This is a genomic window from Bradyrhizobium monzae (assembly GCF_021458635.1).
Lineage (GTDB): Bacteria > Pseudomonadota > Alphaproteobacteria > Rhizobiales > Xanthobacteraceae > Bradyrhizobium.
In genome coordinates this window covers 21,154-34,938 of the sequence record NZ_JAIRDQ010000018.1, presented here as the reverse complement: position 1 = coordinate 34,938, position 13,785 = coordinate 21,154, and the positions used below count along the sequence as shown (strand labels likewise).

The window sequence follows — 13,785 nt, the reverse complement described above, 5'->3', positions numbered from 1 at the left end:
TATAGCCGCCGGCAATCTGGGTGTGAAGACAATTTGTTAGCCCTGATTGTCGCGGAGCGTCAATCAGGTGAGCGTTTTGTGTCGCGCGCGCTCCGGGGGGGCCCGGATCCGCTAGCATCACAGCCGCGGTCGCCAGGAAGTACGTCAGGAGTACGGCGGGTGTCGTCGTTTTCCCTTCCTACGACTGTTCCCGCTTAACAGGTCGGATCGAACTCTTGGTGAGGGAGGCGCGTCATCGCTTGCCCTTCTCCCGCATAAAGTCAAAGTCGCAGCCCTCGTCGGCCTGCATGATGGTCTCGTTGAACAGCCAGGCATAGCCGCGCCGTGCTTCATCGGGCGCAGCGGCCGGCTTCAACGCGGCGCGACGGCGCTCCAGCTCGGCGGCATCGACCAACAGCTCGATGCTGCGCTTGGTAACGTCGAGCTTAATCATGTCGCCGTTCTGCACCAGCGCCAGCGGCCCGCCGACAGCGGATTCCGGCGTGATGTGAAGAACGATGGTGCCGAACGCGGTGCCGCTCATGCGCGCGTCCGAAATGCGCACCATGTCCTTGGTGCCGCCACGCGCGAGCTTCTTCGGGATCGGCAGATAGCCGGCCTCGGGCATGCCCGGTGCCCCCTTGGGGCCGGCGTTGCGCAGCACCAGCACGTCATCGGAGTTCACGTCGAGATCGGGATCATCGACCCGCAGCGTCATGTCGGCGACCGATTCGAACACCACCGCGCGCCCGGTATGCTGCAGCAGTTTTGGGCTCGCCGCCGACTGCTTGATCACCGCGCCGCGCGGCGCGAGATTGCCATGTAGGACGGCAAGGCCGCCTTCCTTCTTGATCGGATTGTCGCGCGACCTGATCGCATCCTGGCCGGGCACGTCTTCCGCATTGGCGACGACATCGCGCAGCGTCTGACCGCTGATCGTCTTGGCATCGAGATCGACGAGATCGCCGAGCTGCGCCAGCAATTTCGGGACGCCGCCGGCGTGATGGAAATGCTCCATGTAATGCTCGCCCGATGGCTTGAGATCGACCAGCACCGGCACCTCGCGGCCGATCTGGTCGAACATTTCGAGATCGAGCCGGTGCGGCGAGCGATGCGCCATCGCCGTCAGATGGATCAGGCCGTTGGTCGAGCCGCCGATCGCCTGCAGCACGACCTGCGCGTTCCTGAACGAGGCCTGCGTCAAGACTTCGCTCGGCTTCGGCCCCTTGGTCTTGGCCATCTCGGCGGCAACCCGGCCGCTCGCCTCGGCCAGACGGAAACGCTCGGCATGCGGTGCCGGAATGGTTGCGCTCATCGGCAGCGACAGACCCATGGCCTCGATCATGCAGGCCATGGTCGAGGCCGTGCCCATCACCATGCAGGTGCCGACCGATGGCGCGAGGCGCCCGTTCACCGCGTCGATCTCGGCGTCGTCGATATCGCCGGCGCGATATTTGCCCCAGAGACGGCGGCAATCGGTGCAGGCGCCGAGCACCTCGCCCTTGTGATGGCCGACCACCATGGGACCGACGGGAATGACCACGGTCGGCAGATCGACGCTGATCGCGGCCATCACCTGCGCGGGAAGCGTCTTATCGCAGCCGCCGATCACGATCACCGAATCCATCGGCTGGGCCCGGATCATCTCTTCGGTGTCCATCGCCATCAGATTGCGCAGATACATCGAGGTCGGATGCGCAAAGCTCTCGGCGATCGAGATGGTCGGGAACACGAACGGCATCGCGCCCGACAGCATCACGCCGCGCTTGGCGGCTTCGATGATCTGGGGAACGTTGCCGTGGCAGGGATTGTAGTCGCTATAAGTATTGGTAATGCCGACAATCGGGCGCTCCAGCGCGTCGTCGGAATAGCCCATGGCCTTGATGAAGGCCTTGCGCAGGAACAGCGAGAAGCCGGCATCGCCATATGAAGTCAATCCCTTCCGCAGTCCACTTGTCATATTACCGTCATTTCGGGAGCGCACGGCCCGGAACTCAAAAGCTGGTGCCGTGGTCCACGCATCATCTTTTGCGACATTGCCCCGCACGTGTGAGTCTGGCTTTGTCGGTATGGCCCCCGTCATAGCCAAATTTCACTAACGATTACTGCAATGGATGGCATAGCGGCGCCAGAATTCCGCGTACATGCGCTTCTTTCGCCGAATTTCAGCGCCTCGATCCGGCCGCACCGATAGAGAGTGCTGGAGCCGATTTGTTAGCACCGGCTTCAACTCAGAGCGGCGTTCGATTAGGCTTCCAGCTGTTTGAATCTATCGACCGGTTTGGGACGAAATTGATGGTCCCGACGCCCCTAGGATGATCGTGAAGGCAAAGGCCTTTGATCAGAACGCTGTCCACCATGGCAGCCGTACTGGCATCATCAGCAAGTTTCTGCGTCGCGCGGGCTGACGGGCGAGACGCTTCGTGACGATGGAGCCGCAGAAGCAGAGACTCGGCAGCGACAAGCCGGCGATGACAAGCGTCGCCTCCACTGTTACCCAAAGCAAGGGACTAGCCAGAATCGGCCGTACGCAGCCAACGGCAAGGTCGGGCCATAGATGCCGGCATGGAAGACATACAACAGCGGCAGAACACGATCTCGGCCGCGATTAGCGTGCCGGCGACATGAAGATCCCTTGCGTGCGGGGGCCGTTGATCCGGGTCATGGTGTTCGAACGATTCGGCCGGGGAGAAAACATGATGCAGAGTGCAGACGGGCCGAGCCGGCCCGTCCGCATTCAGCGATCGATCAACTCTGAATCCACTCCAGGAAACGAGGGTTCACTTTTTCAAAATTATTCGCCCAATACTCACTGCTGATAGTAACATTTTTGGGGTTGCTCAAATCCGGCAACCATTTCCGCGCCGCTTCCGACATCAACGCCTTGGCTTTCGTGGACGCCGGCAAGAGGCCCAACAGATCATATAGCCTTGCCTGAACTTCCGGGCGCAGGATGTAGGCGATCAGCTTCATCGCGTTTTCCTTGTTGGGCGCGCCCTTGAGTATGCCGAGAGAGTCGGTAATGATCAGGTTTTGGTCGAAGGAGAATGCCAAAGGCACTCCGCCGCCCTCATCGTTCGTCGCTTTGATACGATTAACAGAAGTGTAGGTGAAATCGACCTCGCCTCTCTGCACCAGGAAAATCGTTTGAGGAACTGTCTGCGCCCATACGATACTCGACTTTATCCGGTTGAGCGACTTGAACGCACGATCCAGATCCAAAGGATAGAGATCCTTTGGCGCCACGCCATCGGCGAGAAGCGCGGCCTCCAGCGTCTGGTCAGGAACGGGACGGAAACAGCGACGCCCAGGGAACTTCTTCAGGTCGAAGTATTCGACAAAATCTGACGGATGCTTGCCGGGGCCGAACTTCTTTGGGTCCCACGCAATTCCCATGGTTACAACTTCATATGTGACGTCCTCGTTTGTCGGCTGAATCGCCAAATCCTTGAGGTCGAGCATGGATAGGTCCAGCTTCTCCCAAAAGCCCTGCTTGGATCCCGAAGCGGCCCAGGTGCCTGGGCCGATGAAAATGTCTATCTCGACATTGCCCGTGAGCTCCATGGCCTTGATTTTATCGAGACCGGGCACGGGAACGTTCTCGACCTTAATTCCCGTTTCCTTGGTGAAAGGCTCGAACACTGCCTTGACCGTGGCGTCTTGATAAGATCCGCCGTAATTGATGATTGTAACCGTGTCGGACTTGGCCGCGGCACGCGCGGGGCCGAGGACCGCCGACGCCATGAGCGCACCGGCCGTGCCGGCAAGGAATGAGCGGCGCGAGGCCGTGAAATCGCTTTTCTTCATGAATCTTCCCCTTTGCTGATGCCCAAAACACCTGACGGATACGATCGGATTGGCTGGTTGATGACTCGAGTCACGGGCGTTCCGAACCATTCGACCGACAATGGAGCACACGTGCGGGCCGAAAAGCCTGCCCATGGCAACAAAGCAATCGACCCAGCATCGCGCGAGCGCAGTAAGTTCGCTCTCGACTAGACTACGTAAACTTAGAAAGCACGCGCTCAAGAGCATTGTGCGCGGCCTCCGCGACGAGGCAAGCTTGTTTTTACCGCTTGTTGGACTTCGCTACGGTAACCCTGCACTCACGTTCACGTCGTGCGTTTGATAGGATAAAAATGCAGTAATTCTGCATTCGTTGATGTTAAGTGCAGAAAAATCGGTGAATATCGTTCGGTTACGATCAGCCACAAGTCCTACATCTTGGCTCGTGTGAAGCGGTATGACCTTCGCACCACGGCTGCGACAGGCCCACGCTATTGAGCAATCGGCCAGGGAACGCGTACTTCGGAAACGCGAAAGCCGGCTAGGAAGCGGGCCGCCGATCGAGAGGATCAATTTGACCGAGCCGTATGTGCGCGCGCGACGTTGAGGGCCCGGAGCGCCGCGGCGTCGAGCCGCTCGCGCCCATAGGACCGGTGAGCCAGAGGATGCCAAGGAGGTTCGAAAGCCCTGCTCGGGACGCGGCCGACAACCGTCCCAGGCACGGTAGAGCTCACAGAAACGGCTGTAGCGGTAACCATCGCGTTCGGCCGCGATGTATTCCTCCCACAGGATCAACAGCGTCAATGCTTGCACTTGAGCTCGCGGTGAACCGCCGCCCAGTCGGTCTCGGCACGACGTCGATGGCCCTGCTTGGTGCCGGCGCCGGCGAACAGCCGGGCCTCGAGAGCCGCATCCATAACGTCCTTCGGGAGCGGCAGGACAGCCCTGCCGCCTCGAGCCGGCGGATCGTCAGCCGCACAGTTGGAGGCGCAGCCCCCAATCCGCCGTGCGATCTCGCGGCCCGCATTCCAGCCGACGTCAGTCTCATCACATCGCGCACGTGGCGCATCGCAAGCCTCTCCGTCGGTATCGAAGGCGAAAGGCGTCGGAGTGTTCGCCCTGGCCGACACCTCCCGCAAGCCGTCCATCAAAGGGAGAGCTCCTTGCGGGGCACGGTTGCCTGTGTCGTGATGGTCGCTACCGAGGTGGTCGTCTGTCTTTCGAGGGGTGAAGACGGGCGCTCGATGCTCCCGTCGCTAAAACGTCCTGGTCAGGTGACTGGAGAGGGCTTGCGCACCACAGCCGCGCCGGCAAATTGCTTGAGGTCTGCGCCGGTGTCCGCCGCCATTGACTTCGGTACCGACAGGCCGACTGATAGGAGACGCCGCGCAACCATGTGATCGCTAGGCTTGTTCACGCTTTCAACAGCAATCAGCCGTTCTCCCTTATAGAGGAAAATCGAAAACGCGTCGCTCCCCGGCTCACCACGCAGCACCGCCCCGTCGGTATCAGCGGCCAATCCGGCAATCTGCAGGCGGGCGCTGCCCTGATTGGACCAGAACCACGGCAGGCTGTGGTAAGGGCTAGGCCAGCCGGTCAGCCCGGCGGCGAGGCAACGCGCTTGGTCGATCGCGTTCTGCACAGATTCCAGCCGGATGAGGCCGCTGCAGAACGGGTTGGGATGAACGGCGCAGTCGCCGATCGCAGAAATCGCGGGATCGCTGGTGCGCAGTTCCGCATCAACCACGATCCCATTGTCTACCTTGAGCCCGGCGGCGGCCGCCAGCGCGTCGTTGGGTAACACGCCGATCGCCATCATAATCGCATCTGTATTGATCGTCGTGCCGTCAGCAAGGGTGACCAGCTCACGAGCCGCATCCTTGCCGACAGATTTGACAGTGTTGCGGAACCGCAAGCGGACTCCGGCCTTGGTGTGCAACTGGCGAAAGTAATCACTCATCACTGGCGAGAGCACGCGGCCCATCAGCCGGTCGGCAGCTTCGATCACATCGACCTCGATCTCGCGGCTGCGGAGCAGAGAGGCTACTTCAAGGCCGATGAAGCCACCCCCGGCTATGGTGACGTGGCGAAATTCGGCAATCCGCGCCGCGAGGTTGTGGGCATGGGCAAGCGTGCGTAATTCCAGCGGCGTGCCAACGCTGACCCCTGGAATGTCCGGCACTCGATTGCGCGCGCCTGTGGCGAGCACGAGATGGTCGTAAGGGAGTGGTGTCCCGTCGGCCATCACGACAACGCGGGCGACGCGGTCGATACGCTCCGCGACCGCCCCGAGGCGTAGCTCGACCGAGTTGGCGGCGTAGAAACTCTCCGCGCGCAACAGCATCGCGGCCTTGCTCGCCGGATGGAAGTCCTTCGACAGAGGCGGTTTCTGATAGGGCAGATTCCGCTCTTCTCCGATGAGGATTATGGACCCCGTGAAGCCGCGCTGTCGCAACGAAGCCGCCAATTCGACGGCCGCTTGACCGCTACCGACGATGACCACGCGTTCCAGCCGCCCTTGGCTGACTGCAGCGCCTTCAGTGTGGGCCGTATTTTTGCTGCTCACTTTCTGTGCTCCCAGCTGGCCATTTTTTTCGTTCGGCTCGAGTCAGCGCTCCATCGCCTCATGATTTTGCTCCCGCATCATCGTCATACTTATGCTGGCCAACTACAGCAACAGTCTGACCCAACCAGTGGCGGGAATGGATATACGATAAGAAGGCCACATTCGGAATCATCGGCATTGCGACGCCGCTTCCGAGCTTGAAACGGAAAACTCGGCGCGCTGCTCACGACATGCAAGCTCAGCGGCAATCAATTCGGCGCGCAGATCACTGAAGCCTACTCGCCAATCTCGTCGGTGACCGGGCGAGCCGCATCGAGGTCTCATTCCTTTGCACGTCGCGAAGGCATCAAAGCCGGGCGCGCAGGGCATCGGTGAGGCTCTTACGATTGTGATCAGATACCGGAGAGGCACAGGATCACCGAGCGACCGAAATAACAGCCTTTGAATATCAGGGGACTCTCGTGAAAGGGAGGAGCACTGTAGCACTAGTTCCGAGTGCACCGTACCAAGAGGTCACAACGCTCCGGCATGTTTCCGGCCCGCTGGGCCTCACCGTCGCGGAGGGAGGTCAACGTACCTGCGTGTCAATATTGACTGTCCGGCATGCGCACGGTCAGGCCCTCAAGCTCGGCGCTCACCTTGATCTGACACGATAGCCTGCTGTTTGCGCGTCGCGGACAAGCTACGGAATCGAGCATCGCGTCCTCCAATTCGTCCATCGTTTCCAGTCTATTGATATCGTTTTCGTCGACATAGACGTGACAGGTCGCGCACATCGCGTTGCCACCGCATTCCCCCACGATGCCCTCGACGCCGTTGAGCACCGCACCCTGCATCACGCTGTTACCGTTCTCGATGTCAAAAGAGCTTCGGGTACCGTCTGCAGCCACGTAGTGAATGAGTGTCATTTCAGTCAGATCTCTCGCGAATAGCCTGCGAAGGGCTACACGCCCTTGCGATAAAAACGACATGGCGAGCTAAATCGCCGTCACTTCAGAGCCGCCCGCGCAGGATCGACTGCCCTGACAGCGACGCGGGCCTGCAGAAAACGTTCACGGGTGGCGCGCGGCCTCCGACCGTTTCCAGGACTCCAGCTCCGCTTTCGACGAGTAGCGCATCCGCCTCCTTGCGCTCAAGTGTGATTACGTCGCCATTGCCGTCGACAGTGAAGAGCACCTCACCGCCGCCCTCCTCGTTACCGATCTGCCACCAGCGCCACGCCAAAAAAACTTCGTTCGGCCGCGCCAGCATCGCCAAAGCGCGGCGGTTCTCGTAATTGACGACCTCAATCCCGAGCTCGTCCTCGACCGCCCCGCTCGCCCCTTGTACGAGCCTCGCAAGGTAGGCGGACTTGCCGGCTCGCGCCTCGGCATCTATTTGCGTCTCGACGATGACCACGAACATGATCACTCCCAATGGCGATGGCCTGATCCGACTTTTGCACGGACGTAACAGTACCAGCCGCTACGGCGGCTTGGGCCAAGTAACTTTTTTAGCGGTTGTTCTTCGGGATGACGTCGCCGCGGCAATGTCGCGCGTCAGTTCCCGAGAATCGATGACCGCGCCGTCTGCCGATTTCTCGGGCCCTACGTGTCGTTCAGCGGCGGCTGGATTTGGTGTCGTCGCAACCAGGCCAGACCGATGCATCAAGTGCGTGCATGACTTTTGTGCTTCATCACGTACTGCGGTTCTGTTCTCGGTGATTCTTCCTTGAAGGCCTGCCATCGTCGGCAGGCCCGTTCTCGTTTACGTCAAAGCGCTCCTTAGCCACCGCCCAGGCTCACGCGAACCTCGCCGTCGACAACGTTCACTTTGCATTTGCGCAGTCGCATCTCCTTCAGAGCGAGGCAGCGCCCCGTGACCAGATCGAACTCGTGCCCATGCCATGGGCAGATGAGGATCTCGCCATCCCGGCTCCAATGGAATTTCCAGTCCGTAGAGGCGTTGCACCTCATCTCGCCGCCAACCCGCCCGGCGCACACCGGTCCGTATTGATGCGGACAAACATTGATCAGAGCATGTAGATCGCCATTGACGTTGAACACCCCGACTTCCTGCGTGCCGACCTGAACGATCTTGTGCGAGCCGGGCGGAAATTCGCTTGCCGACCCGACCGGATATTCGACCGGCGCTCGCGCCGACCGTGGCGCCTTCGTCTCAGCTTCGGCAGCACGCTCGGCCACCTCGTGATTGTCGCTCATGCTGGCTGCTTCTCCTTTTTCGTAAGCCTCTCGGGGATCGGGAGCTTGAAGAGGCTGAGCGCGTTCTCGCCCATGATCTTGCGGCGCTGCTCTTGCGTCAGCGGCAGCCGCGCCAGGCAGCGCGGATGGTCGAAGTCGTGGTGCGGCCAGTCAGAGGCGAACAATGTGCGGTCGGCGCCCCCATAATGCTCCATCGTCTCGACCAAGTATTTCGGATTGACCGGCTCCTCAACCGGCTGCGTGGCGAACCACATCTGTCGCTTCATGTAATCGCTCGGCCGCTCCTCCAGGAATGGCACCTGCCGACGAAACTCTTGGTGGTAGCGGTCCATGCGCCACATCATGCCGGGCACCCAGCCGACACCGGCTTCAGTGAAGACAATTTGAAGTTTCGGATAGCGCGCCGGCACGCCGGTGTGCATCAAGCTCGCGAGGTTGGCCATCATCGCGAATGTGTGCCCTATGATTTGCTTCCCAAAGTGATTTTCGAATTGGTTGATCTGGGTGGGGAAGGCCGGCGAGGTCACCGTCACGCTGTGCAGCATGACCGGAAGCTCCGCAGCCTCTGCTGCCGCCAGGATACGATCGTAGCGGCGATGGCCCCAGAGCGGGTCAACGCCGGCGGTGGGCAGGTAGACAGCGACAACGCCCGGCGTACCGGCGTAGCGCTCGATCTCCCTGACCGTCTCCTCTGGGTTCTGCGGACAAGCCATGACGGCGCCGTAGAGACCGTTACCCTCGCGAAGCCACTCGGCTACCATCCAACGGTTGTAGGCGCGCGACAGGGCGGTGGCGTACTCGATGTTCGACAGGAGCGCAAAGCCCAGCAGGTAATCCGGCAGCAGGATGCCGTAGTCGACCCCCAGCGCGCTGAGCTCATTGCGCATCGCTTGCGGGGTGTCAACGCTCCTACTCGCATGACCGCCGGGGAGCGGCGGGGTCGCAACCAAGGCAGGACAATAGCCGGGAATGTCCAGGTAGCGCTGTGGAATGCTACCGAGAAGCTCGAGCGACTTACGCCACGGCATTTCGCAATAAGGAGCAATGTACTGAGGAAGATCGTTGAGGTGGACATCACAATCCACAACCACCATTCCGTCTGTCGCCGCTCGGTTGGTTTGTACAGACATTGGCTCACCCTCCTGCATCATTGATCGACGCGCTATCCATGCACAACGGTCGCACTTGTCTGCCGCGTCGACCGTCAAATAGTTTTTAGCACTCGGTGAAACAGAAAACCGTCAAATTCCGTCTGACGGCGGCGCAAAATCGAGAAAATCTATGAGCCAGGGCCGAAATTCTTCGTGGTGATATTAGTTCGGAACTATATTGCGCACGTTGACGGTCTTTTGCGGCCAGCAGAGCTGCCCGCGAGGTGCCGGGGAAGACTTGGTCCAACCCCCTTCAGAAACCGGGTGGGCGATCGCCGACCGCCGGGTCAAGCGCGACTCTGAAGTCCGCGCCAGCGAATGTTGATCACAAGCTCGCGCCGGCGCTGGCCGCTCTCGCGCACGCCGACGCGAGTATTGCCGCCCCAGGCCATCGTAGATGCTACACCACACTCCATGTTCTTAGCATGCGGTCCAGATCCGATGGCCGAATCGGCCAATTGCCTCCCCCATCAGTCAGGATTTTCGAATCCGCGGCTCCGCTTCGAGCGTCGAGCCAGTAGTTGTCGCGAGCCGATCGAGTTAGCGGACGAAGGCCTTCATGGTCTGGCGATGAACCTGATGCGACCTCCAGACTACCATTTCCTTCCAGTCTGCTCCCTGGGGATAGAAGTGCAGCTTGGTGGCTCGGCGAATCTCGCGACCAAGATCCGAGTCAACTTCGTTAGGACGATACTTGAATAGCCAATGGTCTTTTCGCAGGACAGTTCGTCCACTCGGATAGGTCCCGAATTCGGGACCTATATAGATGCGTCGATCGCCTAGAACTCGCTCCCAGAGCGTGTCTTGCGTCCCCACGATCGGCGCCGATGATGAGTTTCCGAGTTCGGGCGAAGTGACTGATGCACCAAACACTCGAACAGCCTTCTCATAACCTTCACGTCCAGCGGATTGTTCGGTTTGCAACTCGCCGTACCCATAGGGACCAAGACCCGTATGGTAATCGACGATGACGACTTCATCCTTACTTGTAACGTCATAGTCTGCCACGATCTGTTCGAGCGTGCGCCTCGCCTCGGATGGCTCAGCGCCACCGTAGAACATGCCATCAGGATGCGTGTACTGTCCGCCCGTGAGTGCGAACCGAAAGTTCGGTACGCCGTGCTTTGTCTGGTAGGCGGCGATTGCAGCCTCGGCGCGCGCGATACTCGCCTCCGAAAGGTCCGCTGGAACGAGGTGGTCGGCCAGTTCTTGGTACCCAGGGTTCGCCGGAAGCGGTGCCGCAAAGTCGACGAAATTTCGATTAAGGTCGATCCCCTCAGCCGTAACCCGACGGTCCCACGCAAAGCCATAACAATTCAGTGCGTGGATAATGAGCATTCCGGTTGATGGTGGCAGCTTCTCGTGAAAACCAGCCTCCAGGAAGAGGAGCTGTCCCGCAGATCCGCAGTAACCCTCCACCCCATGTGTAGCGGATACTAGAACTACAAGGCGGCTTGCGTCTACAGGCCCAAAGTATGCGACATCGGTGAACAGCTCTTCACCCGCTGGTCCCGTTGAGCTGCATTTGTAAGGTCGGGACCCGGGAGCGCGCGAAAGAAATTTCCGTCGCGCTTCATGGTACGTATCGGAAAAAACCGTCTTTGCAATCTGCGCCGCAACGTCGAGATTCATGTCCGCTCCTTCATGCTTGTCTTTCGATCGAGTTAAATCACGCATCGAGCGTTGCGCCGAGCCGAACTGCCCTGGTCCGGGCTAACGCGCGTGTTGAAGCAATTCCGCACTGCGCCCGGGCCCCTAACGACAAGCTCAGCGTAACTGACGGCTGATCGTGGAAGACGGCGAAGAAGCTCACTAATCTTGATTCGTCCGCACTGAAAACGATTCGCGCTGGTTTCGCTCGCCGACCTCATCCACCAGAGCTGGCCCCTTCTCCCTACTTTTAGCTCCGTCAGACGCACGCTACTGTTGTCAGGCTAAGAGGCCGCTCCAATGGCGGCACCTTCAGCTTTCGCGCGCTGGAAGGCGAACGCCGCAAATGCAGTATCTTGAATACCGGTACCGGTAAGATCAGCGATACTAATCTGCGCGTTGCTTGAGCGGTCCGTTTTTTCCCGCGATGATGTCCGCAAGCTCTAGGAAGGTAGACGTTTCGGAAATCGCCCCCGATGCCAATGCGTGGTGCAATTCACCTAATCTTCTCGTCTGCAGCAAACTGTCTGCCATGTAGAGATCCGCGCGGGCAATCGCGGTGGGCTCGATCTCATTCTTGTGTTCAGCATCCGAACCCATCGCTGTAATATGCTGTCCTGGCTCGAGCCATGCAGCGCTCAGGACTGGACTGCTCGCAGGTGTTGTCGTGACAATGATATCCGAGCCACTAACGGCGAGAGCGGGATCCTTGTAAGGGATTACCGATATGCCGAGATTGCTTGAGAGCCTTCGGAAAACCCTTTCGCTTTGGAGAAATCGCGAGCCCAGATTCGCGCCTCTTTGACCGGGCGCACCAGCATCAGGGCCTCCAACTGCAACCTAGCCTGCACGCCCGCTCCAATAATCGCAGCCACGGCAGTATTCTCACGCGTAAGGTACTGCGCTGCCACAGCACCCGCTGCGGCCGTGCGGACGTCAGTGAGATAACCATTGTCGAGCAGAATAGCCTGCGGAATGCCAGTTTCGCTGGAGAAGAGTGCCATCATCCCGCTTGCACTCGGCAGGCCCATCTTCGGGTTCTCGAAGAAGCCAGACCTATTTTCACGGCAAAATAGTCAACACCAGGTGTATAAGCGGTCTTTACCGTCCACCTCACCCTGATGGTCGAATATATTAAGCCGGAGTATTGGCGGCATCTCTACCGGTTTTGTAGAGAGAGCATGGAAGGCGCCTTCTACACACTACACGGCCGCGCGGTCGAGCGGCACGAGCGTCCTAAGCTCTTGCTCCGTTATGATCTTTACCATCGCCATTACTCTTCAAATGGGGCACGCTCGCCCTCTATGACGCGGCGGTGCAAGAGCGGATCAACGTTACGACCGGATAGCACGACCACCAAAGGTCCTTGTATGTTCGGAACTTTACGGGCGAGCAGTGCGGCGATGCCTGTCGCACCCGCTCCCTCAACAACCTCATGTTCTTGTTCGTGAGCATAGCGAATGCCCGCGGAGAGCTCACTTTCTCGGAGCAAGATGACATCATCGAGGAGCTCCCGACACATCGTGAACGTCAGCTTGTTGTTTAGACCTATCCCTCCACAAAGGGCATCCGCTAGACTCTCGTACTCTTTGACTTGCACGGGATGGCCGGCATCAAGACTGGCCTTCATAGCCGCCCCTCGTTCCTTGGTGAGTCCTATGATCCGCGCCCTTCCACATGCCTTTCACGGTCGACGCGATCCCAGCCGACAGTCCTCCACTCCCCAAAGGAACGAGCACAGTAGCAACGTTTGGCACGTCTGCCACGATCTCGAGACCGACCGTGCCCTGCCCGGCTATGATTGCGGCATCATCGAACGGGGACACCATTACTCGTCCTTTTTCGGTGACCAGCCGATGGAGCTCGCTCTCCGCCTCGTCGTAAGAATTGCCTACAATCCGGACATCCGCGCCTAGGCGTCTGATCTCGGAAACTTTGTTCTCCGGAACGAATCTGGACATACAGATTGTCGCGGATGCCCCGGCTGCTTTCGCGGCATGGGCAATGGCGCGCCCGTGGTTGCCGGTCGACGCCGTTGCCCCCCGGGCTAGCTCCTCTTCTGTAAGCTGCACTATGGCGTTTGTGGCTCCGCGCAGCTTGAATCTGCCGGTCGTTTACCGATGCTCCATCTTGAGGAACACGTCGACACCGCAAAGAGAAGATAGGCCTTTTGAGTGGATAGTGGGCGTTTTGATAACGCAGTCGCGGATGCGACGATGTGCCTTAAGCGCTTCGGGAGTGCGGTCGTCAATTCCAATGCGGTTGCTTGGTCGCCGCCCTTTGTTGAATGAGTTGTCTCCACGTTAGACTCCTTGGATACTCGATTTGAGTCTCCGATGGGCCGTCATTTTATGTTGAACAATATGCCGCTCCGCAAAAGGTCTTTTCACGCGTTGTCATATGTGAAGGCTCAGCTTTCAGGCGCAGAACTGGTGAAGCGCACCGAAAACGG

Annotated in this window: 8 protein-coding genes and 3 pseudogenes; all 11 read right to left on the bottom strand. The window is 59.5% G+C overall.

Going from position 1 to position 13,785, the window contains the following annotated elements; translation table 11 throughout:
- Positions 1 to 232: 232 nt before the first annotated feature.
- Complete coding sequence (locus tag K3F49_RS37720; protein WP_234685927.1) at positions 233 to 1,939, bottom strand: IlvD/Edd family dehydratase; 1,707 nt, start codon at positions 1,937 to 1,939, stop codon at positions 233 to 235.
- Positions 1,940 to 2,727: 788 nt separating this feature from the next.
- Entirely contained in the window at positions 2,728 to 3,786 is a 1,059-nt protein-coding gene (locus K3F49_RS37715) for an ABC transporter substrate-binding protein (RefSeq protein ID WP_234685926.1), read from the bottom strand.
- A gap of 693 nt (positions 3,787 to 4,479) precedes the next feature.
- Positions 4,480 to 4,834: pseudogene (locus K3F49_RS37710) on the bottom strand (IS21 family transposase); the annotation flags it as partial.
- Positions 4,835 to 5,035: 201 nt separating this feature from the next.
- Positions 5,036 to 6,331 carry an NAD(P)/FAD-dependent oxidoreductase gene (locus tag K3F49_RS37705; protein WP_234685925.1) on the bottom strand — a complete coding sequence of 432 codons (1,296 nt, stop codon included), beginning with the start codon at positions 6,329 to 6,331 and terminating at the stop codon, positions 5,036 to 5,038.
- 584 nt (positions 6,332 to 6,915) lie between these two features.
- Positions 6,916 to 7,239, bottom strand: a complete 324-nt coding sequence (locus tag K3F49_RS37700; protein WP_234685924.1) for a 2Fe-2S iron-sulfur cluster-binding protein — start codon at positions 7,237 to 7,239, stop codon at positions 6,916 to 6,918.
- Positions 7,240 to 7,324: 85 nt separating this feature from the next.
- Positions 7,325 to 7,735: a hypothetical protein gene (locus tag K3F49_RS37695; protein WP_234685923.1), complete on the bottom strand. Its 411-nt coding sequence runs from the start codon at positions 7,733 to 7,735 to the stop codon at positions 7,325 to 7,327.
- A 359-nt stretch (positions 7,736 to 8,094) separates the two neighbouring features.
- On the bottom strand, positions 8,095 to 8,532 hold the full coding sequence (locus K3F49_RS37690) for a Rieske (2Fe-2S) protein (protein ID WP_234685922.1): 438 nt from the start codon (positions 8,530 to 8,532) through the stop codon (positions 8,095 to 8,097).
- Positions 8,529 to 9,662: an amidohydrolase family protein gene (locus tag K3F49_RS37685; RefSeq protein WP_234685921.1), complete on the bottom strand. Its 1,134-nt coding sequence runs from the start codon at positions 9,660 to 9,662 to the stop codon at positions 8,529 to 8,531. The genes K3F49_RS37690 and K3F49_RS37685 overlap by 4 nt, the downstream gene beginning before the upstream one ends.
- A 561-nt stretch (positions 9,663 to 10,223) precedes the next feature.
- A complete protein-coding gene (locus tag K3F49_RS37680) occupies positions 10,224 to 11,315 on the bottom strand; it encodes a DUF2817 domain-containing protein (protein WP_234685920.1) in 1,092 nt (363 codons plus the stop codon).
- A 302-nt stretch (positions 11,316 to 11,617) separates the two neighbouring features.
- Positions 11,618 to 12,607: pseudogene (locus K3F49_RS37675) on the bottom strand (cyclodeaminase).
- A pseudogene (gene eutB, locus K3F49_RS37670) lies at positions 12,607 to 13,462 on the bottom strand (hydroxyectoine utilization dehydratase EutB). The pseudogenes K3F49_RS37675 and eutB overlap by 1 nt, the downstream one beginning before the upstream one ends.
- Positions 13,463 to 13,785: the final 323 nt, after the last annotated feature.